Raw genomic sequence first — 23,015 nt, forward strand, 5'->3', positions numbered from 1 at the left:
TCATGCAGGCTCAGCTACTTTCCAATCCCTACCCCCCTACCCTCAGCCCCAAGCCGCACTACGCCATTCTGGACGGCCTGCGGGGCGTGGCCGCGCTGGTGGTGGTGGCGTTTCACCTGGGCGAGGCGCACGCCACGAGCTACCTCGACCAGGTTATTAACCACGGCTACCTGGCGGTCGATTTCTTCTTTCTGCTCTCGGGCTTCGTCATTGGCTACGCCTATGATGACCGCTGGAGCCGCCTCACGCTCAAGGGGTTCGTGCGGGCCCGGCTCATCCGGCTCCAGCCGATGGTGGTGCTGGGCATGGTCGTCGGGGCCCTGTGCTTCTACTTTCAGGCGGGGCCGCTGTGGCCGGGCATCGCGCAGGTGCCGGTCTGGAAAATGCTGCTGGTCATGCTCATCGGGTTTACGCTGCTACCGGTGCCGGTTTCGCTCGACATTCGGGGCTGGCAAGAAATGCACCCGCTCAACGGGCCGGGCTGGTCGCTGTTTTTCGAATATATCGCCAACCTGCTGTACGCGCTCGGCGTGCGCAAGCTTTCCAACGCCGCGCTGGCGGGGCTGGTGGCGCTGGCGGGCGCGGCCCTCGTGCAGCTGGCCGTGACCAGCCCCGACGGCGACGTGGTGGGCGGCTGGTCGCTCACCAGCCTCCAGCTGCGCATCGGGTTCACGCGGATGCTGTACCCGTTTTTCGCGGGGCTGCTGCTGTCGCGCGTGGCGGGCCTGGGCCGCGTCAAAAACGCCTTCAGCTGGTGCAGCCTGCTGCTGGTGCTGGTGCTGGCCTGGCCACGCGTGGGCGGGTCCACTCATTTGTGGGCCAATGGCTTATACGATTCGCTCAGCATCATTTTTGTCTTTCCGCTGCTGGTGTGGATCGGGGCCAGCGGGCACATTGCCAGCGCCGGGGCCGCCCGGCTGAGCAAGTTTTTCGGCGACATTTCCTACCCCCTCTACATTACCCATTACCCGCTCATCTATATTTACACGGGCTGGGTGAGCGCCCACAAACTATCCGGCCAGCAGGGCTGGCCGGTGGCCGTGCTCACGTTCGGGGCCGCCGTCGCGCTCGCCTATGTTAGTTTGAAATTCTATGACGAGCCCGTGCGGAGGTGGTTGAAAAAGCGGCTGCCCGCCACGAGTTGAAGACTATTAAAGCTGCTTAGGAAGCAAGAAAAGTCACCTAAGTGTCATTCCGAGCTTGCCGAGGAATCTCGCCCGCATCTTTCGGGCCTCGTTCGGGCCTTGTTCAATGATGCGAGCGAGATTCCTCGGCAAGCTCGGAATGACGTTCTATCTATTTCCTAGACAACGCCCTTAGTCCGGGGCTACTGACGTGTCGCCGGGCGTCTTTTTATTAATCGAAATAAGCAACGCGGCCACCACCATTTGCGGCGTCAGCGAGCGCACCGGCACGGCGGCGTACTGGCCGCTGGCGTCGAGCGCGGCGGCGTACCGGTAGCCGTAGAGGTTGTCGCGGCCCAGCACGTTGGTCACGGCCAGGTGCATGATGGTGAACTGCCCGGCCAGGTGCGTGAGGTAGCTCAGGCTAAGGTCGAGCTGCTGAAAGCCGGGCGTGCGGCCCTGGTTGTAGCCGGGCTGGTTGGGGTCGTAGTAGGCGCGCGGGCTGCCGTAGCTGAGCGTGCCACTGAGCTGAAGGTGCTGTTTCTCAAACCAATACTTGCCCACCAGGCTCAGGCTGTGGCTGGCGGCAAAGGTGGGCACGGCCGGCGCAAGGTCGCCGCGAAACTGCCGGCGGGTGTCGAGCAGGCCGTAGCTCACCCAATAATCTACCTTTTTGAAGGTCTGGTAGCGGTCGCGCCAAAACACGTCCAGGCCCCGCGCGTAGCCGCGGCCGCTGTTGGCGTAGGCGCTGGCGTTGAGCGGGTTATAGCCGTCGAAGCGCACCAGCTTTTGGTAGTCCTTATAATAGAGCTCGGCGTGCAGGGTGCGGGCGGCCGTGGTGCGCTGGTAGCTGAGGATGTAGTGGGCGGCCTGCTCGAAGCCCAGCCGGGGCTGCACGCGCAGCAGGTCGTTGGTAGGGTTTTGGTAAAATAGCCCGCCGATGGCCGAGAGCTGGCCGCTGGCCCCCAGCTGCCAGGCCAGGGCCAGGCGCGGGGCCAGGCTGGCCCGGCCGAGCAGCGCCGAGTACTCGCCCCGCAGCCCTACCCTCCCCGTGAGGCGCGGGGCCAGGCTCAGGTCGCTTTCGCCAAAAACGGCGGTGCGCTTTTCAAGAAAGCCGGGCGTGTAAACGGGCGCATCGGGCGTGGCCTGGTAGCGCAGGTCGTAGCGCTGGGCGGTGGTTTCGGCCCCCAGCTTGAGATTAAACCAGGTGCTGGCCGAGTCGTTGGTGAGCACCAGGCGGGCGGTGGCGGTTTGCTCGCGCTCGTCAATAGTCTGCGGCTCGGGGCGCACGTCGTTGTGCTCGCGGGCCAGGGCCAGGCCGGTGTTCAGGCTCCAGCCGGCGCGCAGGGCGGTGCGGTAGGTGGCGTTGAGGTAGGCGTTGTCGTTGCGCAGGCCGGTGAGGCGGCCGGTGGCGGCGTAGGCGGCCTCGGGGTCGGGCTGGCGGGTGGCTACCTGCTGGGCGGCGTAGGTGGCGTATATTTTCAACATGCCATACTGGCCGGTGCGGTGGGCCAGGCGCACGGCTCCGCCCAGGCTGCGCGGAGCTTCTTCCCAACGCTGGTCAGGCGCGGTGAGGCCGAAATACGGGGCCAGGTTGGTGTAGTCCACGTTGGCCGACACGGAGGTGCGCGCCCAGCGCTGCGTGCGGCTCAGGCTGCCGCCCACGCTCAGCAGCGAAATGCCGGTCTGGGTTTCGGGGGCCAGGTCCACCGAGTTCAGGCCCACCACCGCGCTCAACGCCTGCCCGTATTCGGCCGAGTAGCCGCCGGTGCTGAAAAGCGTGCCCTTAAAGAGGGTCGGCGAAAACCGGCCCCGCGCCGGCACGCCGCTCACGGCCCCGCCGTAGGGGCTTTGCACGGGCAGGCCGTCGAGGTAGATGCGGGTTTCGGAAGCCGCCCCGCCGCGCACGAACAGCTTACCCTCCTCGCCCACCCGCGTGGTGCCGGGCAGGGTGTTGAGGGCGGCGGCGATGTCAGCGTTGGCCCCGGCCGTGGTCAGAATATCGAGCGGCTTGAACACCGCCGCCCGCCGCTCGTCGCTGGCCTCGAAGGCCCCGCCCGTAATCACGACCGCGCCCAGCGAAGCCCGGCTCGCGCGCAGCCGGCGGGGGGGTAGGGCCAGCAATCCGCCCGGCAGGGCCAGCGGCGTTTCCTGCATTTCGTAGCCAATGAGCGTAGCCACGAGCGGTAGCGTGCCCGTGGCCGTCGTGCTAAAATCGAATTGTCCCAGCGAGTCGGTCGTCGCGCCGTCGAAGGTCGTTTTCAGAAACACGTTGGCACCCGGCAGCGGGCGGCCCGCCGCGTCGAGCACGGTGCCGCTGAGGCGCGTGGCGGCCGGCACTGGGGCTTGGGCCGCAACCGGGGGGGTAGGGACCTGGGCCAACGCCCCGGCGGCGGGGCCGAAACTGAGCAGGGCGGCGAGGAGCGAGTTTTTCATGGGGCCGGGGATAGCAAAAGCGATGGCCCAAAGGTGCCCGCCCCGGCCGGGGTCCTTCAACTAAAAGCTGCCGAAACCGCCAAACCCGCCGCTGAACCGTAGGCAATCGCGCCAGCCGAACAAGCGGGCTATTGGCTTTCTAGCCGGCTGTCCGCTTGTCGTCAGAACAAACGGCGCGAACGACGAGCGGACAGCCGGCCAAAAAGCCGGCAGCCCGCCCATCGTTCCAGTCAAGTAGTCCGAAAGCGCGCCGGCCGCTATTCAAGCAGCTTTCGCGGCCCGCTTAAATGATTTCCAAAGTCTGACTCCCCGGTGTCTTTTTGTGGCTTACGGCAGCATTTGGGGCGGGCTGAAAACGGGTAATTTTTTCAGGCAAATTTCTTATTTACAACTACTTAACTATCAATTCTGTCCTACCTCCTCCAGCTAGCCCAGCCGCCCCAGGGCGGGCAAAACAGCGCGCCGTAAAGTCTGACGCGGGCAACTATCGATTAGCTTCTTGGTGAGTTGAAAACGCACCTTTGGGCCACCTCCCCGCCGCGACCGTCGCGGCCGGGTTTTCCGCCCCTCGCCATGCATCCCAATTTCGCCGAGCGCCTGTTTTCGAGCCTGCTGGCCGACCCGGCGCGCACCGTGCTGCGCTGGCCCGACCCGCGCCCCGGTGCCTCAGCCACCACCCTGAGCGGGGCCGAGCTGCTGGGCCGGGTGCGCGCCTGGCAGCAGGCCCTGGAACGCGCCGGCCCCCTACCCCCCGGCGCGCCCGTGCTGCTGGCCCAGCCCGGCAGCCCCGAGCTGGTGGCGGCCCTGCTGGCAGTGCTGGGTCTGGGCGCGGTGCCGGTGCTGCCCCCCGCCGGCGCCACTGCCCGCCAGCTGCTGGCGCTGCTGCGCGCCGAGCGCATTGGGCACGTGGCCACTACGCCCGGCGCCCGGTGCTGGCTGGCCGGGCCGGGCCGCCTGCTGGGCTGCCGCTGCGTGGCCGCCGCGCCCGCTGCGGGCGAACTAGTTGGCCCGCCCCTACCCCCCCTGCTGCGGCCGGTGCCGCCGGGCCAGGCGGCACTGGTGTCGCACAGCTCGGGGTCGGCTTCGGGGCGGCCCACGGCGGTGCGGCGCAGCCACGCGGTGTTGCAGCAGCAGCACGAGGCGCTGCGGCGGCAGTTTCCGCCGTGGGCGGGGCAGCGCGATTTTCCGCTCTTTCCCAACGTCATTCTGCACAACCTGGCGGTGGGTGCGCTCAGCGTGGTGCCCGACCTGGCACGCGGCCTGGCGCGGCTGGCCCCCGGCCGCGTGCTGGCCCAGCTGGCAGCCGAGCAAGTGCAAACCCTCACCGGCAACGTCTTTTATTTCAATGCCTTGCTGACTGAATTGCACCGGCAACCGGCTACTTTCCCGGCGGTGCGGGCGCTGGGCGTGGGCGGCTCGCCGGTGCCCGAGCAGCTGCTGGCGGCCCTGCGGCCGTGGTTCCCCAGGGCCACGCTGCACGTCATCTACGGAGCCTCCGAGGCCGAGCCCATCGCGGTGCGAAATGTGGTTGATACTGTGCTCGACCCGCGCCGGGGCTACTGCGTGGGGCCGCCCGTGGCGGGGCTGCGCGTGCGGCTGCGGCAGCCCGCGCCGGTGTGGCTGCCCGCCCCTACCCCCCCGCTGCCGGGCGGCCCACTCCCCACGCCGGTGGCGGGCGAAATTCTGGTGGCTGGCCCCCACGTGGCCCGGCCCACCGGCGCGCCCGAATACCTGGCCACCGGCGACTACGGCTACTTCGACGCGGCGGGGCAATTGTGGCTGGTGGGCCGGCGCGGGGCGGCCGGCCTGGTGCGCGGCGTGGGCCACTACCAGCTGGAGCACTACCTGCGCCAGCTACCCGGCGTGGCCCAGGTGGCGGCCCGCCCGCTGGCCCACGGCGGGCAGTTTGAGCTGTTCGTGGTGGGTAGCCGGCCGGCCGCTGCGCTGCGCGACGCCGTGGCCGAGGCCTTTGGCGAGGGCCTGCTGGGGCCGGTGCGCTACCGCCCCCGGCTGCCGGTCGATGGCCGGCATCTTTCTAAAATTCGCTACGACTTGTTGGGTTGATTTTTAATTAGTTGTCATTAATAGCGCAGCGCCGCAATCCTTCCTTAGCTATTTGCGCAGTCTGTCCTTGCGAGCGCAGCAATCGCCCCCGAATGATGGACGAACGAGCTAGCGGAACGAGCGGCGCAGGTGTCGTTCTGGGGCGATTGCCGCGCTGCGCTCGCAAGGACAAAAGCCTCCTACCCCCTCCCACCCTCCTACCCCCGCTATGCACTCCGAATTTGCCCAGATTCCGCTCGACCGCCTGCGCTACGGCCTGGTGTGGGAAAGCGCCGCAACGCTGTACGAGGCCCTCGACTTGCAGCCCGACGACCACGCACTCATCATCACCTCGGCGGGCTGCAATGTCCTCAACGCCCTGCTGGCCGGCCCGGCGCGCGTCACGGCCATCGACCTGAACCCAGTGCAAAACCACCTGCTGCGCCTCAAGCTGCACGTCATTGCCCACCACCCGCCGGCCGTGCTGCGCGGCCTGCTGGGCCTCGATGGGCCGGCCGCCGTGGCCGCCGCCGGGGTGGCCCTGCGCGCCACCCTACCCCCCGCCGAGGGCGCAACGCTGGCCGAATGCCTGCGCCAGCACCCGCGCGGCCTGCTGCTGGCCGGGCAGCTCGAAGGCTACGTCACGGGCTTCGTGCCCAGCCTGCCAGCCGAGTGGCAGCATCGCCTGAACGGACTACTGGCTTGTGAATCAATCCGTCAGCAGCAGGCTTATTTCGCGGGCGAGCTGGACCAGCCGGCGTTTCGGCGGGCATTTGTTGCTTATTTCGACGCGACTAATTTGAGCCGGGGGCGCGACCCGCGCCTGTTTCGCTATGCCACCGACGCGGGCGGGGCTACTTTTTACGAGCGGCTGCGGCAGCACCTGGGCCGGCAGCTGGCCCGCGACAATTTCTTCCTGCGCTTCTTTTTCTTCGGCCCCGAGGGCCTGCCCGAACACCTCCTACCCCCCTGCTACCAGGCGGCCCACCACGCCACCCTGCGCGCCCACCTGCCCCGGCTGCGGCTGCGCACGGGCGAGGCCACGGAGTTTCTGCTGTCGGCGGCGGGGCAGCGCGTGAGCAAGGCGAGCTTATCTAATATTTTTGAATACGTGAGCCCCGCCGAGTTTGCGCGGGTGAGCGCGGCCCTGGCGGCCCGGCCCGCGCCGGCCCGGCCCCTGCGCGCCGTGTTCTGGAACCTGCTGCAAGCCCAGGCTCCCCTGCGCACGGCCGCCGTGCCGCTGCTGGCCGCTGCCTCGGCCCACCTCAGCGCGCGCGATGCCTGCTTCTATTTCGGCGGCGTGCGGGTGCTGGAATATCCCGCGCCGGTTGGCGAAGTGAGCAAAATGGAGTGTCGTGGCGAGTTGGCTTGGCGTTAGAATCGTCCGTCATTGCGAGCGCAGCGAAGCAATCGCACTCGAACGACACCCGCGCCGGTCGTTCAGCCATCGTTCTGGAGCGATTGCCGCACTGCGCTCGCAATGACAAACGTCTTTAGGTAAATTCTTAACTCTAAATTCTTAACTCTTAACTCCCTACCCCATGCTCACGCCCGCCTTTACCCAAAAGCTGCTGCGCCAACACGCCCCCGCCCAGGCCGCCGAGGTGCGGGCCGTGCGCCCGCGCGCGCTCGACAGCTCGGCCAGCATTCTGGCCAACCTCACGGCGGGGCGCACGGCCCGGCCAGTGGGCCTGTTTGGGCTCGATGCGGAACTGCGCACGGCCGGCACCGGCTGGCGCACCGAGCGGCTGGTGCTCAAGGCCAAGCCGCCGGGCCGCGCCATCTGCCAGATGCTCACGGGCCTGGCCCAGGCCTGCGACGGCGCGCTGGCCGAGGTGTATCCGGCCTTCGAGCTGCGCACCGGCTTTGCCGATACGCACTGGCGCGAGCTGGCCGTGTACGCGCCGCCCGCCCCCGGCGCGGCCCCCGCGCCGCTGCTGCCCACCGTGTGGGCCACCCACGCCGACGAGCTCGCCGAAAGCTACCTGCTGCTACTCGAAGACCTCAGCCAGCACGAGTTGCTGAACTCGGCCCCTACCCCCGACCTGTGGACCGATGCCCACCTGCGCGCCGCCCTGCGCCAGCTGGCCGCCTGGCACGCCCGCCACCTGGTGGCCGCCGCCGCCGCGCCACCCGCCGCCGCGCCGTGGCCCGAGCTGCTGCCCCTCTGGGAAGCCCTGCTGGCGAACGCCGCCGCGCGGCTGCCGGCGCTCTACCCCCCGGCGCGGGTGCGGCAGCTGCGCGGGCTGCTCGGCACGGCCGCCGCCAACTGGGCCACCGTGCAGCGACTCCCCAAAACGCTCATTCACAACGACCTGAACCCACGCAACACCTGCTTCGAGCGGCGGCCCGACGGCGCGTTGCGCTTCGTGGCCTACGACTGGGAGCTGGCCACCTGGCACCTGCCCCAGTATGATGTGGTGGAGCTGCTGAGCTTCGTGCTGCGGCCCGCCCGCTACGAGCAGCGCGCTGCCTATATGGAGTTTTATCGCCAGGAATTAGACGCGCTGACCGGCCAGTTTGCCGACCGCGCCGCCTTCGCCGAAGGCTACCGGCTGGCGGCCCTGGAGTTTGGCCTGCACCGGCTCGGGCTCTACGGCATGGCGCATTCGCTCAGCCCCTACCCCTTTCTGCCGGGGGTTATTGCTAGTTATTTTGATGGGTTGACTTTGTGAATTGGGACTTACGCAAAATCGTTTGTCATTGCGAGCGCAGCGCGGCAATCGCCCCGGAACAATGGCCGAACGAGCGGCGCGGGTGTCGTTCGGGTGCGATTGCTTCGCAAGCTCGCAATGACGGACTATTTTGCGTGAAATAATATCACTAAACAGCCTGCTCAAACAGCGCGTAGTGCGCCGTTTCGGCGGGCAAGCCATCGGTGAAGCGCAGGGAAAAATTATCGCTTCGCATGAGGCAGAAAATAACGTCGTCGTAGTGCGCCAGGAAGCTGCGCATGGCGTAGGCGGCCAGCTGCGCCTGCAAGCCCTGGCCCCGAAAATCGGGATGTACGCCCACGGTTTTGGCCAGCAAAGTGCGCGGCGCGGGCAGCTGCGGGTAGTGCCGCGCAAAGTTCGGGGCCGTGGTAAAGGGCAGATTTAAGGGCTGGTAATTGGGCTGGCACAGGCTGAGGGCCGCCAGCCGCCCGCTGGCCCGGTGCCGAAACAGCACCGACGAGCGCGGACACAGCCCGGCCGCGTACTCCGCGTTATACAGCAAATCGAACTGCGCTCGGCTCACGGCGCGGTAGGCCGGGTTTTGACCAAAAACCTGCTGGATGAGCCCGAAAATCTCACCTTGCAGCACCTGCCACACACTGGCATTCAGCGAAATGAACTCGAAGGGTGAGTTGGCCAACTGGCGCAGGGCGGCGGCCTGCTGCCGGTACACGGCGGGCACGATAGCGGCCCGCAGGCGGCGGCTCTCGAAGGTGAGCGCGGGCCGCAAGCCGACCTCGGCCAGCAGTTGGGGGTAGTAGGGCGGGTTCACCGGCTCGCGGTCGAACTGCCCCCACGCGGGCACCGCGCCCAGCCGCAGCCGATAGCGGAAATACGTGCTGAAATGCAGCGGCCCCCGCACCCGGCTAAAGCCGCGCGCCGCCGCCTCCTGCCGCAGCATTTCAAAAGCCAACTTGTTGACTGCTAAATCATCCTTCGTTTCCCAAAAGCCAAAATAAGCCGTGCCGTCCGCCGCTTCTTTGGGGAAAATACCCATTAGCCGCACCGTGCGGAAGTCGTCGGAATAGACCACGATGTCGTGCGTGGCGGCCATTTGTTGGCATAGCTGCTCGGCCTCATGCTCCGCTTCGGGATAGTAGGGCTGGCCCGCGTAGAGCTGCCGGGGCAGCTCGAAAAAGCCGTTAGGGAGTTGGTCAGTGTATTGCCAGCGGTTTAGCATAAGTACAGCAGATAAATTGTCATTGCGAGCAAAGCGAAGCAATCGCACCCGAACGACACCCACGCCAATCGTTCGTCCATCGTTCTGGTGCGATTGCCGCGCTGCGCTCGCAATGACAGACGGGTTCGCAGTGACAGCCACGCCCAAGCACTAAGCACCAAATCCCTACCCCTCCACCACCACCTCACCAGTGCGGCCATCAACCGCCACCACTTGCCCGGTTTGGAGCTGCTGCGTGAGGCCGGGAATATTGATAATGGTCGGAATGCCCAGTTCGCGCAGCAGAATAACCGAGTGCGAGAGCGCCGAGCCGCGCTCGATGAGCACCGCCCGGCACCCCGGAAACAGCGCCGCCCAGCCGGGGTCGGTGCGCAGGGCGGCCACAATACGGCCGCGCACGGCCCCCACATCGGCCAGCGCGGGGTCGGTGATGACGACGACCTCGCCGCGCACTTCGCCGGGGTAGCAGCCAGTGCCGTGCAGGCGGCCCTCGGCGGGCAGCGCGATTTCGGGCGCGGCCGGGCGGGCCGGGTGCAGCAGCCGGCCCGCCGGGGCCGGCGCGGCGCGGGCGGCGGCAAACTCGACCTGCCGGGCGGCTACCAGCGGAGCCCACGCGGGGCCGCCGGCCAGGGCCGCCCGCACTTCAGTTTCGGTGAGAAAAAATACGTCCAAGGGCGCGGCCAGGATGCCGGCTTCGGCCAGGCGCTGGCCCAGGGCGCGGTAGGCCGCCCGGTACATGCCGAAGAGCCGGGTGCGGGCCAGCCGCAGCTCCTCGCGCCGGGCCACGGCCTGCCGCAGCGTGGCCAGGGCCGCCCAGGTGCGGCGGGCGGCGCGGCGGCCGTGCCCGGCCAGCCGGGTGGTTAGCTCGGTGGCGGCGGCGGCGGCCAGCGACCCGGCCGGGGGCGGCAGCGGGGCCGGCGCGCCTTCGTCGGGGGCGGCCAGGTAATTTTGCAAGTACTTGTACACCAGTAAGTCATCGGTGCGCATGGTTTCGGTTTCGAGCTTTAATTCGCCGATGGTGCGGTCACCGTAGTGGGCGATATAGTCCTGCACTTGCTGGTGCAGGGCGGGGGCGAGGCGGGCCACGTCGGCGGGCAGGCGGGGGGTAGGGGCGCGCAGGTGGGGTAGCAGGGCCGGGTGGTCGCGGCGCGCCCAGTCGGCCAGCGCGCGCAGGGCCAGGGCGGGGCGCAGGCTGGCTAGCGGAGCTTCGGCGGCGGCCGGCGCGCCGCCGCTGAGGTAGCGGCTCAGCCACTCCTCGGGGTCGGGCAGGCCGGCTTGGCGCAGGCGGCGCACGGCCGCGCCGTTGGCCATCATCACCCGGAAGTCGTTGATAATGGGGGTAGTCCAGCGGTTGAGCAGCGCGTCGTCGAGGCGTTCTATGGCGGCCAGCAGCGCGGCGGGGGGTAGGGCCGCCAGCGGCTGCTGATAAAAGTGCCGATACTCCTGCTCCACGTGCTGCTCGAAGGCTGTCGCCCGGCGCGGCAATTGCCTAAACGCCCACAGCAGCCGGCCCAGGTTGGCGGCCAGCCGGGGCAGCAGCGCCAGCCGCTGGCGCGGGGTTTTGCGCTGGTCGCGCACGAACTCAACGGGCTCCAGCACGCCCATCATGCGCTCCATATCGGCCTTGCTCTGGCGGAAGTTGGGCAGCAATTGCAGGCCCCGGTACCAGTTATTCAGGTTATAATAAATGCGGCCTTGCTGCAACGCCAGCAGGTTGGTAATCACGGTTTCGTGGGCGGCGATGGTGGCGGCGGGCAGGCCCAGCGTCCGCATCGTTTGGCGGTACACGGTGGCGTAGGCGCGTTGCGCGAAGCTGAAGGTGAGGGGCGTGGTGACCCCGCAGTAGCTCTCCTGAATATTGGCATTGTCGTACACCACCACTTCGGGCACCACCTGGGTCAGCGGCCGGGCCTGCACCAGCCAGAGGCGGCCCGCGGCATCCTGGGCAAACTCCACGTCCTGCGGCTGGCCCAGCGCGGCTTCGAGCTGCTGGCTGAGGCGGTGCAGCTCGGCCAGGGCATCGGGGCTGAGCAGGGGGGTAGGGACTCCAGGCGCGGCGGCAGGGGGGTAAGCGACCAAGGTAACAGCCTCAACCCCGGCACTGCGTGACGATAAATCCCCTTCGCCATTCAACCCTATTAAAGCGTCATCATCGGCTAGCGCTGAGCTTTCATGCCCCGGCTCTTCTGCGGGCAAAACCGAGTGGACCACCGCCCCGCTGGCTTTATTCAAATAATACTCCTGCGGCACGCGCTGGCCGTTCACCAGCCCCTCCCCCAGCCCGGATACGGCGTGGATGGCCATTTCTTGCGGGTACTCGGGGAAAGTGCTGAACAGCACGCCCGCTGCCCGCGCCGCCACCTGGTGCTGCACTACCACGGCGGGCCGCGCCGCCAGCGGCAGGCCCAGCCGGCGGCGGTAGGCCAACGCCCGCTCCGAATAGGCGCTGGCCGCCACCCGCGCCACGGCGGCGTGCAGCTCGGGCCAGGTGCTGACGCTCAGCACGGTATCCATGAGGCCCGGAAAGGCGGCCGCCGCGCCGTCCTCATCGGCCACCGATGAGCGCACGGCCACCGGCTGGCCCGGAAAGCCCCAGGCCGCCAGCACCGGCCGCAACACCATCAGCGCATCGGCCGGCAGTTCGAAGGCCGCGAGGTGAGCGCGACGCTCGGCCAGGCCGGTGGGGGTAGTGGGGCAGCCGGCCAGGACCGGCGCGAATAGGGCGGCGGGCAATACCACGAACTCGGGCACCGGCAGGCGGAGCGCCCGCAGGCGCAGCAGGCCGGCGGCTTTGCCGCCGTAGTGGCGGGCGGCGGCGGCGGGCACGGCCAGGCCGTCTGGGATAAATAAATAGTTAGTTTCCACGGCTGTAGAGTTCGGCCAGCACGGCCAGGTAAGAGGTGAGCATGACCAGGGAGACTACTTTTTCGGCTTGGCGCAGGCGGGGCTCGCGGGGGTGGCGGGCGGCCGTGGCGTAGAGGGCCAGGCCGGCGGCCAGCAGCAGGGCCAGCGCGGCGTAGGTGGCCGGGCGGGCGTGCAGCAGCCGCAGCAGCAGGGCCTGCGCCGCCCCGCTGGCCAGCAGCACGCTCCCCGTGAGGGCCAGCGCCCGGCCGTAGCCCAGCGCCCGCGAATACGAATCGACGCCTGCCCGCTCGGCGGCCGGGGCGTGCAGCTTGCGCGCCAGCTCAAAGCTAAAGCCACCCAGCAAACTCAGCAAAAGCAGCGCCCCGAAGGCCCGGCCAAAGACGGGCGCGGCGCTACCCGCGCAGTAAAGCCAGGTAATAATCAGGGGCATGATGAGCATGTGCGACAGCGCGTAGAGCACTAAATGCCCGCGCAGCCAGCGGCCCACGCCAAACTCGGCGCGCATCAGCAGGCTATACAGCAGCGCCGCGAGCCACGCCAATAGTGCAGTTTGGCCGCTCAGCAGCGACCAACTCAGCTCCAGGGCCGCGCCGGCCCAGGCCAAGCGGCGCAGCTGGGGGAGGGTCACGCGGCCGGTTTGCAGCACCCGGCCGGGGTGGGTAAGCAGGTCCTGGGCGAAGTCTTTTTCTTCGTCGAAAACCCGCAGGCGGAAGAAAAATGACACCGTAGCCACCGCGCCCAGCCCGGCCAGCGGCCAGCCGCCCGGCGGCGGCGGGCCAGCCGCCGCCGCCACGGCCCGCACCGTCAGAAATACCACCCCGAACAGCGCCATGTTGACGGGCGGAAACCGCTCGCGCAGGTAAGCGCCCAAATCCTGAATTTTCATGGGCCGAAGTAACGGCGGCTCACCGGGCTTTCCAGCTAAAGTTTTGCCCGTGCGGGACTTTGGCTTTGATGCGGGCTTTATTTCAATAAACTTTATGCCAATTACTTAACCTAGACCAAAACCAACTTTAGGGCCTCGCTCCACCGGGCTTGCATCTGGCGCGGGCGGCCCTTATTTCGCAGCCGCTGCGGCGGGCCGGGCTGGTATTCTGCCGACATTTTCCCGCCGTGAACTCTCTCTGATGATAACCTTGCTGCACCGCTTGCGCTACCCCCTGCTGGCCGCGCTGGCCCTGGCGATGGCGCTGCGCTGGCCCGGCATGCGCGCCGCCGTGGACAATAACCTCAGCATCTGGTTTTTGGAGGGCGACCCGGCCTTGCGCAGCTACCGCGCCTACCAGCAGCGCTTCAGCAACGACGAGGTAGTAGTGATTGTCGTGCGCGATTCGGCTCAAACGCTGCTCACGGCCGCCAACCAGCGCCGGCTGGGCGGCGTGGGCGTGGTTTATGCCCGGCTCAATGAGCTGTCGCAGCGCGACTTCGGCTTTTTTCTGGGGTAGGCTATTTGCTGATGTTCGGGGTGCTATGTTTGGCGAACTGATTATTCTCCCGCTCCTGCTGGCGCGCTTCGACCCTGAGCCCCAGTCCCCTCCGCCCGCTTTATGATTTTTTACGGCACCAACGGCAAGCACTACGCTACCCACGCGCTGCCCGCTACTTCCTGCCCCGCCTGCCGGGCTCCTAATTTGCTCCAGGTGAGCCTTATCAGCCGGTATGCCCACGTGTACTGGATTCCGCTTTTTCCCTACCAGAAGATAGCCGTGACGCAGTGCCTGAATTGCCAGACTGCCTGGACCGAAAAGGAATTAACCCCAGCCCTGACCCCGGCCGTGCGGGCCGTCAAAAAGCAGAGCTACGCCCCATACTGGAACTGGGCGGGGCTGCTGCTTATCGCGGCGCTGAGCTTGTGGGGCTACCTGCACGGCATCCGCGACAGGCGCACCGATGAGGCCCTGCTGGCTAGCCCCCGCGCCGGCGACATCTACACCGTGCGCTCGGATAGCAGCCACCTGTATTCGCTGCTGAAAGTGAAGCAGGTGGGCGGCAACGTGGTGGAACTACTGCCCAACGAGTATGAAACCGAAGACGCTACCCCCATCAATTCGCTCAACGCCCCGGCCCGCTACGGCAAGAATTCCTTTACGCTCACCTTTCTCGACCTGCAAATTATGCGGCGCAAGGGCCAGCTTACGGATGTGGACCGGCTGGAGGAATGAGGTCGTGGAGACGCTACCCCTCCACTCCTCCCTGGTAGTCCCGAATTGAAATCAGGGGTAGGTAATCGCTTAGCCCGCTGGCTTTTTCAAAGACGTGGATGAAGAGAATGGCCTCCTCGCCGCGGCTGCGCCACACTTCGGCGTAGAAGCTGCCGACGGCGAACAGGCGCAGCTCGCAGCCGTCTTCGTGGCGCTCGGCCAGGGGCTGGCCGTGCCGGGCGAGGTGCTCGGCCTGCAGGCGCTGGTGCAGGTTTTTGAAGGCGGAAAACGTCATAGTGCTTATTCGAAGATACAGCGGCCGGGCTTATCTGCGGCGGCGCGGACGCACCTTTGCGGGCATGAAGTCGCTTCGCTTTCCGCACCCGCTGGTGCTGCTGACCCTGTTTATCATCCTGGCCGCGGGCCTGAGCTACGTGCTGCCGGCCGGGCAGTTTGACCGCCGCCTCAACGCCGCTACCGGGCGCGAGGTGGTGGTGCCCAACTCGTATCACCGGGTGCCGCCTACCCCCGTGGGGCCGCTCGAAGTGGCCGTGGCCGTGCCCAAGGGCCTGGCGGCGGCGGGCGCGGTGGTGTTCATGATTTTTCTGGCCGGCGGGGCCTTCACGGTGGTGGACCAAACGGGCGCGCTGCGCTTCGGCGTGGACTGGCTGCTGCGCCACGCCCACGGCCGCGAGGTGGCCGTGATTCCGGTGGTGGGCCTGCTGTTTGCCACAATGGGCGCGCTCGAAAACATGGGCGAGGAGATTATTGCGCTCGTGCCGGTGCTGCTGGTGCTGATGCGGCGGCTCGGCTACCCGGCCCTCACGGCGGTGGCGGCCAGCCTGGGTATGGCGCTGGTGGGCGCGGCCTTCAGCCCGATAAACCCGTTTCAGGTGGGCATCGCGCAGCAGTTGGCGCAACTGCCGCTGCTGTCGGCGGCGGGCTACCGGCTGGTATTTCTGGTGGTAGCGCTGGGCATCTGGCTGGCGGGCACCCTGCGCCACGCCGTGCGCTACCGCGTGGCCCCTGACACGGGCCTTGCGACCGCCGACATGGGCCTTGGGATTGCTGACGCGGAGCTTGGGAACGCTGACGCAAGGCTTGGGAACGTTGACACAAGGCTTACCCCCGCCGACCCGACCCTTACTCCCGCTGACCCGACCCTTGCCCCCGCCGACCCGACCCTTGCCCGCGCCGACACGACCCTTATCCCCGCCGACACGACCCTTACCTCCGCCGACACGACCCTTACCCCCGCCGACCCGACCCTTACCCGCGCCGACACGACCCTTACCCGCGCCGACACGACCCTTACCCCCGCTGACCCGACTCTTACTCCCGCTGACCCGACCCTTACCCCCGCCGACCCGACCCTTGGGAACGCTGACGCGGGGCGGCACGGCCTGGTGCTGCTGCTGTTGCTGGTGGCGTTCAGCGTGTTTGCCTACGGGGTGGTGCGCCTGGGCTGGGATTTTGACCAGATGTCGGCTTTGTTCTTTATCCTGGGGGTAGGGGCCGGGCTGGTGGGCGGGCTGGGTTTCACGGGCACGGCCGAAGGCTTCGTGATGGGCTTCCGCGACATCGCGTTTTCGGCCATTCTGGTGGGGTTCGCACGGGCCATTTTCGTGGTGCTGGAGCAGGGGCACATCGTGGACACCATCGTGCGGGGCCTGGCCGCGCCGCTGGCGCACCTGCCGGTGGCGGCGGCCGCCCTGGGCATGATGGGCGCGCAAGTGGCCCTGCACCTGCCCGTGCCCAGCGTGAGCGGCCAGGCCGTGCTCACCATGCCGCTGCTGGTGCCGCTCTCCGACCTCATCGGCCTGCCCCGGCAGGTAACGGTGCTGGCCTACCAATACGGCGCGGGCCTCACCGACCTGCTCACGCCCACCAACGGCGCGCTCATGGCCATGCTGGCCGCCACCGGCGTGCGCTATGACCAGTGGCTGCGCTTTGCCGGCCCGCTCTACGGCCTGCTGCTGGCGCTGGGCGCGGCGAGCGTGCTGCTGGGCATCTGGCTGAAGCTGGCGTAGGCGTTAGAACAATTCCCAAGTTGGTGTACGGGGCGGGCTGCCGGGGTTGAGTCGGCTGTCCGCTTGTCGTTCGCGCCGCTCGTTCTTCCGAAGAGCGGACAGCTGATTCAACCCCGGCAGCCCGCACCAGCCAAGCGGTACGCCGACTTGGGAACCGCTCTAAAATGTGCGGTAAGCTTTAGCTTGCCGTTCCAATCAACTTCTTCTCATCTTGCCATTTCAATTGACTTCTTCTCAACGGCAAGCTAAAGCTTACCCTACCCCTATGCCCGAACCCGACGACCACCTGCGCTACCCCATTGGCCGGCCCGCGCTGCCCACTACCCCCCTCACGCCCGCCGAGCGCGCGGCCTACTTGCAGCAACTGGCCGAGCTGCCGGCCCAGCTCACGGCCGCCGCCCGGCAAGTCGGCGGCGAGCGCCTGCAACTCCCCTACCGCCCCGGCGGCTGGACCGGCCGCCAGGTGATTCACCACGTCGCCGACTCGCATATCAACGCCTACGTGCGCTTTCGCCTGGCATTGACGGAAGACAACCCCACCATCTGCCCCTACGACGAGGCGGCCTGGGCCAAGCTGCCCGACGTGGCCGCCACGCCCATTACCGTGTCGCTCAGCCTACTGGGGAGCCTGCACAGCCGCTGGCTAACCCTGCTGCACCACCTCGATGAGGCGCAGTGGCAGCGCACGTTTTACCACCCCGGCAACCAGAAAACGTCCACGCTGGAACAAACGCTGGTGCTCTACGCCTGGCACGGCCGCCACCATTTGGCGCACCTCAACTTATTGGCCGCGCAGGCGGCTGCTGGCGCATGACCACTATCCCTCCCGACGACCCGCTGCGCTTTCCGATTGGGCGGCCCGTGCTGCCCCCTACCCCCCTCTCGCCCGCCGGGCGGGCACCCTACCTCCAACAATTGGCCGAGCTGCCGGCCCGGCTAGCCGCCGCCGCCCAGGCCGCCGGGCCGCGCCTGGAGCAGCCCTACCGCCCCGGTGGCTGGACGGGCCGCCAGGTGATTCATCACCTGGCCGATACGCACCTCAACCTGTATTCCCGCTTCCGGCTGGCCCTCACGGAGGATAACCCAACCGTGCGGCCGTTTGACGAAGCGGCCTGGGCCGAGCTGCCCGACGTGGCCAGCACGCCCATCGAAGTATCGCTGAGCTTGCTGGAAAGCCTGCACGCGCGCTGGGTAAGCCTGCTCCAGCAACTCACCCCCGACCAGTGGCAGCGCACTTTTTATCACCCGCGCTACGACACTACCTCCACCCTCGACCAGGCGCTGGTGCAGTATGCCTGGCACGGCCAGCACCACCTGGCGCATTTGTTAATGATTAATGACTAACTGCTGTTCCGCACTACCCTATTCGAGATGGCAAGGGGGAGTAGCGCGAACGTTGTAGTTCGCGTCCCCGCGCCGTTAGAATGGTTTTAACGGCGCGGGGACGCGAACTACAACGTTCGCGCTACTCCCCCTTGCGTAACAGCAGTGACTAATGAGTGAGTTGGCGCTACCCGATTCTGCCAACTCACTTATTAGTCACTCGTCATTAATCATTACTTCCTCCCTCCCCGCACCATGCTGTTGCTTTTGCCGTAGCGGCGCAGGCTTTTTTCGGCTTCGGGGTTTAGCTTGGCGGCTTTGGTCAGGTCTTGGCGGGCCTCTTTCACGTGGTCGAAGCTGGAATAGCTGATGCCGCGATATTCCAGCGCGTCGGCGTAGAGCGAGTCGATGGCCAGGGCGCGGGTGAAGTCCGACACGGCCGCTTTGTATTGGTACATCTGCATCTTGGCCACGCCCCGGCCGAAGAAAGCTTCCTTGTCATCGGGCCGGAATTTTACGGCCCCGCTGAAGTCGTTGGACGCCGCTTTGTACTCGCGCAGCATCAGCTCGTTCACGCCCTTATTATAGTACACGTCGGGGTTGCCGCGCATGGTGCGCAGGGCGGCCACGTAGTCGAGCTTGGCGTCTTTGTAGTTTTTGAGATTAGAATACGCCTTGGCGCGCTCCAGGTGGGCGCGGGCGTCTTTGGGCTTGGTCTTGAGTACCAGGTTGGCGCGGGCCAGCTGGTATCGATAATCGGCGGCGCTCATTTTGCGGGCGGCGGCGCGCTCGGCGGTGGCGGCGGCGGCCGAAAGCGCCGTGGGGTCGGCCGTGGCGATGGCCGCTTCGGCCGAGGGCGCGTCCAGGGCTTCGACCGAAGCGGGGGGGGTAGGGGCGGCCGTGCCATCGGGGGCGGGCAGGGCCGCCGGGTCGGGAGTGGCGACGGACGCCGTGGTGGGGGCGCTGCGCTGCACGTTGGCCGACGAGCCGGCGCTGGGCCGGTCGGTTTCGGTGGTGGTGGCGCAGCTGCTGGCCAGCAGCAGCAGGGCAAAAGCGGCAGGGTAGGAAAGGGTAGAAACCAGTTTCATCGGACGGAGATAAATAGGAGCTAACTCGGCTGGCAAAAACAGTGCCCGCCGGGCTCTCTACGAAAAACCCGGCGTTGGGTAACACCCCACGCGCCATTTCCGGCCCCCTACCCCCCGCCGAACCGCCAGCCCGGCAGCGGGGTTATCTTTGCCGACCCCGGCCCGCCCGGTGGTTTTTTCCTTAGTTTAATCCTCCGTACAAGTTAACCTCATGGCATTGCAATTTGACCTGGTAGTAATTGGCTCCGGCCCCGGTGGGTACGTAGCCGCCATTCGCGCCGCGCAGCTCGGGCTGAAAGTGGGCGTGGTGGAGCGCGAAAGCCTCGGCGGCATTTGCCTCAACTGGGGCTGCATCCCCACCAAAGCGCTGCTCAAAACCGCCCAGGTATATGAGTATCTCCAGCACGCCCAGGACTATGGCCTCACGGTGAAAGAGGCGGGCTTCGACTTCGAGGCCGTTATCAAACGCAGCCGGGGCGTGGCCGATGGCATGAGCAAGGGCATCAACTTCCTGTTCAAGAAGAATAAGATTGAAACCGTGATGGGCACCGGCAAGCTGCTGGCCCCCGGCAAAGTGGAGGTCACGAAGGCCGACGGCACCACCGAAACCGTGGAGGCCAAGAGCATCATCCTGGCCACCGGCGCGCGCGCGCGCCAGCTGCCCAACCTGCCCATCGACGACAAGAAAATCATCGGCTACCGCAAGGCCATGACCCCCGACAGCCTGCCCAAGAGGATGGTTATCGTGGGCTCCGGGGCCATCGGCGTCGAGTTTGCCTATTTCTACCGCGCGATGGGCACCGAAGTGACCGTCGTGGAGTACCTGCCGCGCATCGTGCCGGTGGAGGACGAGGAGGTGTCGCGCCAGATGGAGAAATCCTACAAGAAACTGGGCATCAACATCCTCACCAACGCCGAAGTAACCAAAGTCGATACCAGCGGCGCGGGCTGCAACGTGTTCGTCAAAACGGCCAAGGGCGAGCAGCAAATTGCCTGCGACGTGGTGCTGAGCGCCGTGGGCGTGCAAACCAACCTCGAAAACCTGGGCCTTGAAGAGCTGGGCATCAAGACCGAAAAAGGTCGCATTTTAGTAGATAATTTTTACCAGACCAACGTGCCCGGCATCTTCGCCATCGGCGATATTATTCCCGGCCCCGCGCTGGCCCACGTCGCCTCGGCCGAGGGCATTATTTGCGTGGAGAAAATCACGGGCCACAACCCCGAGCCGCTCAACTACCAGAACATCCCCGGCTGCACCTACGCCCAGCCCGAAATCGCCAGCGTCGGCTACACCGAGGCCGAGGCCAGGGCCAAGGGCTACGACATTCGGGTGGGTAAATTCCCGTTCTCGGCCTCCGGCAAAGCCGCCGCGGCCGGCGTGAAAGACGGCTTCGTAAAAGTCATCTTCGACAAGAAATACGGCGAGTGGCTCGGCGCCCACATGATTGGGGCCAACGTGACCGAGATGATTGCCGAAGTGGTAGTAGCCCGCAAGCTCGAAACCACCGGCCACGAAATTATCAAGTCGGTGCACCCCCACCCCACCATGAGCGAGGCCATTATGGAGGCCGCCGCCGCCGCTTACGACGAGGTGATTCATTTGTAAACAAACTGTTATTTGCTGCATTCATCAGGAGAGCAATTGTAAAAAAGAACGTCATTCCGAGCTTGCCGAGGAATCTCGCTCGCCTCGTGGAACGACACCCGAACGATGCGGGCGAGATTCCTCGGCAAGCTCGGAATGACGTTCTTTTTTGCGCCTTACTCCACAAAGAATATATTTCTTTTCAATTTCTTATAACAATACCTAACAAAAAAGGTCCCGCTTATCGCGGGACCTTTTTTGTTAAACGAAAAGCTAATCGCCAGTAAATCAGCCAATAATTACTGCTTAGCAACCACGTTGAAAGCCAGCGTAAACTCGTCGTAGATGGCTTTGTCGCCGATGCTGTCGAAGAAAGTTTTCGAGCCGTACTTGAGGCCGAACTTGGTGCGGTCGATGGTCACTTTGCCGGTGGCGGCGGCTATCCCGTCCTTCACGCCCACTTTGGCCGGGAAGCTGATTTGCTGCGTCACGCCCTTAATAGTCATCTCGCCGGTGATGGTGGCGTTATCCACGTCGCCTTTGGCGCCGGCGATAGGCTTCACGCTGGTGATTTTGAAGGTCGAAGTGGGGTACTTCTCCGAGCTGAAGAAGTCGTCGCTGCTCATGTGGCCCACGAACTTGGCATGGTTGGCGGCGTCGGTGATGTCGGTGGCCTTCAGGGTCTTCATGTCCACGATGACCGTGCCGCCTACTACCTGGTTACCATTCACTTGCAGGTCGCCGCTGGCAAACTGCATGGTGCCGGTGTGGCCGTGCGTCACGGCTTTGCCTTCCCAGCCCAGGGTGCTGAGCTGCGGCTGAAGCTTATAAGTTACGATGCCTTTGGCGGCCACCTTGGTGGGAGCTTTGTGGGCGAAGGTGGCGGGAGCAGCGAACAGAGCAGCGCCAAGCAGGGCAGGAAACAGAAACTTTTTCATCAGTACCGAAAAGAAAAAAGGGTATGCGGATAGGAAAGGGGGGTAGGAAAATCCCACGCCAGTTTGGCGGGGCAGGAACCGGTTGTTAGGACCGGATTTTATCGAGGAGCAGATTTAATTGCCGCAATTCGGCTTCGCTGAGCTGGTTGAAGCCGTTGCGGGTGGGGTCGGCCGTGCCCTCGTCGTCAATCTGGCGCAACAGGCGCAGGCCGCTTTCGGTGATGCAGATGTCCACGGCGCGGCGGTTGGCGGGGCACACGTTGCGCGTTACGAGCTTCTTTTCTTCGAGCTTATCCACGATGCGCGAGGCGTTGCTGGTCTTGTCCAGCATCCGCTCAATGAGCAGCGCCACGGTGGCGGGCTTGGGATGCTGCCCGCGCAAAATGCGCAGTATGTTAAATTGCGGCAGCGTGAGGCCATACGGCCGAAACGCCGCAGTTTGGCGGCCCGAGAGCCACCCCGCCGTAAATGCAAGGTTGATGTGAGCTTTCTGGCCCTCATTTTGGAAGGCAGGCTGCTTAATTTCTTCTTCGAGACGCACGGCGGATGGGAATTACGATTGCAAATTTAGTGTACCTACATCAATTATCCACTACATCGTTCCACTTTTTTTACTATTTATTTTTCAGACCGTCCAAAACGGCATACGTTTCTTAGTTCTTAGACTTGTTGTTGAATTACGTTTCTTACCTTCCCTACCCCCCTCCTTCCCTTCAAAACACCTTATGCGTACGTTTCACTTTATTGCCGTAGCTCTGCTCGGAACTGGCTTTTTGCTGACCCCGCACACGGGCGCGGCCCAATCGGGCGGTGAGCCCATTCGCCCCAACCGCAACGCGCAGTTCGTGTTTCGCAACGGCGAGGTAGTGCAGCGCCTCGGCACGCAGGTTACCCCGCTCGCGAAGAATATTCGCCTGCCCAACGGCACGAAAATCAACGTTAAGAGCGGCATCGTGGAGTTTCCGGGCGGCAAAATCACGAGCCTGCACGAGAACGACTACATCAATGCCGAGGGCGGCATCGTGTTTGCCACGCCAGCCAGCGCCGCCGCCGCCCGCGGCGATAACTCGGTGGACCCCACTACCAAGTTCAATAAATACGTGCAGGTGGGCACGGCCCCGACGACCATTCTGGGCAACGCGCCCAACGAGCGCGAGCAGTTGCTGATGCACGAGATTGAGCTGCTCAATCGCAAGGTGACGCTGCTGCAACAAACGCACCCCAACCCGCCCAACACCGAAGCCGTCGATAAGCAGCTCCAGGAATTGGATGCACAGCTCAAAACCGTTAAGTAGCTCTTAGAGCGGTTCCCAAGTCGGCGTACAGCTTGGCTGGTGCGGGCTGCCGGCTTTTCGCCGGCTGTCCGCTCTTTAAAAGAACGAGCGGCGCGAACGACAAGCGGACAGCCGGCGAAAAGCCGGCAGCCCACCCCGTACACCGACTTGGGAACTGCTCTAAGTACTCGTGCAGAGGTAAACAGGTACCAAAAGAACGTCATTCCGAGCTTGCCGAGGAATCTCGCGTGCATCGTGGAACGAGGCCTGAATA

Annotated in this window: 19 protein-coding genes; 11 read left to right on the top strand and 8 right to left on the bottom strand. The window is 65.6% G+C overall.

Annotated features, from left to right (window positions below):
* Window positions 1-2: 2 nt before the first annotated feature.
* Window positions 3-1,145, top strand: coding sequence for an acyltransferase (locus A0257_05730; GenBank protein AMR26654.1), 1,143 nt, complete (start codon window positions 3-5; stop codon window positions 1,143-1,145).
* 171 nt (window positions 1,146-1,316) lie between these two features.
* Here the strand turns inward: A0257_05730 and A0257_05735 are convergent, their stop codons facing one another.
* Complete coding sequence (locus A0257_05735) at window positions 1,317-3,620, bottom strand: hypothetical protein (GenBank protein AMR26655.1); 2,304 nt, start codon at window positions 3,618-3,620, stop codon at window positions 1,317-1,319.
* 447 nt (window positions 3,621-4,067) lie between these two features.
* On the opposite strand from A0257_05735, the gene A0257_05740 reads away from it, so the two are divergent.
* The 3 genes from A0257_05740 (at window position 4,068) to A0257_05750 (ending at window position 8,278) form a co-directional block, all read left to right on the top strand.
* Complete coding sequence (locus tag A0257_05740; GenBank protein ID AMR26656.1) at window positions 4,068-5,624, top strand: hypothetical protein; 1,557 nt, start codon at window positions 4,068-4,070, stop codon at window positions 5,622-5,624.
* 208 nt (window positions 5,625-5,832) lie between these two features.
* Window positions 5,833-6,981: a hypothetical protein gene (locus tag A0257_05745; protein AMR26657.1), complete on the top strand. Its 1,149-nt coding sequence runs from the start codon at window positions 5,833-5,835 to the stop codon at window positions 6,979-6,981.
* Between the two features lie 163 nt (window positions 6,982-7,144).
* Window positions 7,145-8,278, top strand: coding sequence for a hypothetical protein (locus A0257_05750; protein ID AMR26658.1), 1,134 nt, complete (start codon window positions 7,145-7,147; stop codon window positions 8,276-8,278).
* A 148-nt stretch (window positions 8,279-8,426) separates the two neighbouring features.
* Here A0257_05750 and A0257_05755 read toward each other — a convergent pair whose 3' ends face one another.
* The 3 genes from A0257_05755 to A0257_05765 all read right to left on the bottom strand — a co-directional run bounded on the left by A0257_05755 (window position 8,427) and on the right by A0257_05765 (window position 13,248).
* The gene (locus A0257_05755) at window positions 8,427-9,497 is read right to left on the bottom strand and encodes a hypothetical protein (GenBank protein AMR26659.1); all 1,071 of its coding nucleotides are present in this window, start codon (window positions 9,495-9,497) and stop codon (window positions 8,427-8,429) included.
* A gap of 165 nt (window positions 9,498-9,662) precedes the next feature.
* Window positions 9,663-12,362, bottom strand: a complete 2,700-nt coding sequence (locus A0257_05760; protein ID AMR26660.1) for a hypothetical protein — start codon at window positions 12,360-12,362, stop codon at window positions 9,663-9,665.
* Window positions 12,352-13,248, bottom strand: a complete 897-nt coding sequence (locus A0257_05765; GenBank protein ID AMR26661.1) for a hypothetical protein — start codon at window positions 13,246-13,248, stop codon at window positions 12,352-12,354. Before A0257_05765 ends, A0257_05760 begins: the two co-directional genes overlap by 11 nt.
* A 241-nt stretch (window positions 13,249-13,489) precedes the next feature.
* Here A0257_05765 and A0257_05770 point away from each other — a divergent pair, with 241 nt between their 5' ends.
* Window positions 13,490-13,807, top strand: coding sequence for a hypothetical protein (locus tag A0257_05770; protein ID AMR26662.1), 318 nt, complete (start codon window positions 13,490-13,492; stop codon window positions 13,805-13,807).
* 102 nt (window positions 13,808-13,909) lie between these two features.
* Entirely contained in the window at window positions 13,910-14,524 is a 615-nt protein-coding gene (locus A0257_05775) for a hypothetical protein (protein ID AMR26663.1), read from the top strand.
* Window positions 14,525-14,537: 13 nt separating this feature from the next.
* Here A0257_05775 and A0257_05780 read toward each other — a convergent pair whose 3' ends face one another.
* A complete protein-coding gene (locus tag A0257_05780; protein AMR26664.1) occupies window positions 14,538-14,798 on the bottom strand; it encodes a hypothetical protein in 261 nt (86 codons plus the stop codon).
* 64 nt (window positions 14,799-14,862) lie between these two features.
* Between A0257_05780 and A0257_05785 the strand changes: the two genes are divergently transcribed.
* From A0257_05785 to A0257_05795, 3 genes are all read left to right on the top strand, one after another.
* Window positions 14,863-16,533: a hypothetical protein gene (locus tag A0257_05785; protein AMR26665.1), complete on the top strand. Its 1,671-nt coding sequence runs from the start codon at window positions 14,863-14,865 to the stop codon at window positions 16,531-16,533.
* A 265-nt stretch (window positions 16,534-16,798) separates the two neighbouring features.
* Entirely contained in the window at window positions 16,799-17,347 is a 549-nt protein-coding gene (locus A0257_05790) for a metal-dependent hydrolase (protein ID AMR26666.1), read from the top strand.
* Window positions 17,344-17,877, top strand: coding sequence for a metal-dependent hydrolase (locus tag A0257_05795; protein AMR26667.1), 534 nt, complete (start codon window positions 17,344-17,346; stop codon window positions 17,875-17,877). The genes A0257_05790 and A0257_05795 overlap by 4 nt, the downstream gene beginning before the upstream one ends.
* A 212-nt stretch (window positions 17,878-18,089) precedes the next feature.
* Here the strand turns inward: A0257_05795 and A0257_05800 are convergent, their stop codons facing one another.
* Window positions 18,090-18,944 (bottom strand): hypothetical protein, encoded by an 855-nt coding sequence (locus tag A0257_05800; protein ID AMR26668.1) that lies wholly within the window; start codon window positions 18,942-18,944, stop codon window positions 18,090-18,092.
* 211 nt (window positions 18,945-19,155) lie between these two features.
* Between A0257_05800 and A0257_05805 the strand changes: the two genes are divergently transcribed.
* Window positions 19,156-20,550 (top strand): dihydrolipoyl dehydrogenase, encoded by a 1,395-nt coding sequence (locus A0257_05805; GenBank protein AMR26669.1) that lies wholly within the window; start codon window positions 19,156-19,158, stop codon window positions 20,548-20,550.
* Window positions 20,551-20,828: 278 nt separating this feature from the next.
* Here the strand turns inward: A0257_05805 and A0257_05810 are convergent, their stop codons facing one another.
* Together A0257_05810 and A0257_05815 are read right to left on the bottom strand one after the other, a co-directional pair.
* Window positions 20,829-21,467 (bottom strand): lipid-binding protein, encoded by a 639-nt coding sequence (locus A0257_05810; GenBank protein ID AMR26670.1) that lies wholly within the window; start codon window positions 21,465-21,467, stop codon window positions 20,829-20,831.
* Between the two features lie 85 nt (window positions 21,468-21,552).
* Complete coding sequence (locus tag A0257_05815; protein ID AMR26671.1) at window positions 21,553-22,008, bottom strand: transcriptional regulator; 456 nt, start codon at window positions 22,006-22,008, stop codon at window positions 21,553-21,555.
* A gap of 184 nt (window positions 22,009-22,192) precedes the next feature.
* Between A0257_05815 and A0257_05820 the strand changes: the two genes are divergently transcribed.
* On the top strand, window positions 22,193-22,762 hold the full coding sequence (locus A0257_05820) for a hypothetical protein (GenBank protein ID AMR26672.1): 570 nt from the start codon (window positions 22,193-22,195) through the stop codon (window positions 22,760-22,762).
* Window positions 22,763-23,015: the final 253 nt, after the last annotated feature.

The sequence above is a fragment of the Hymenobacter psoromatis genome, assembly GCA_001596155.1.
Lineage (GTDB): Bacteria > Bacteroidota > Bacteroidia > Cytophagales > Hymenobacteraceae > Hymenobacter.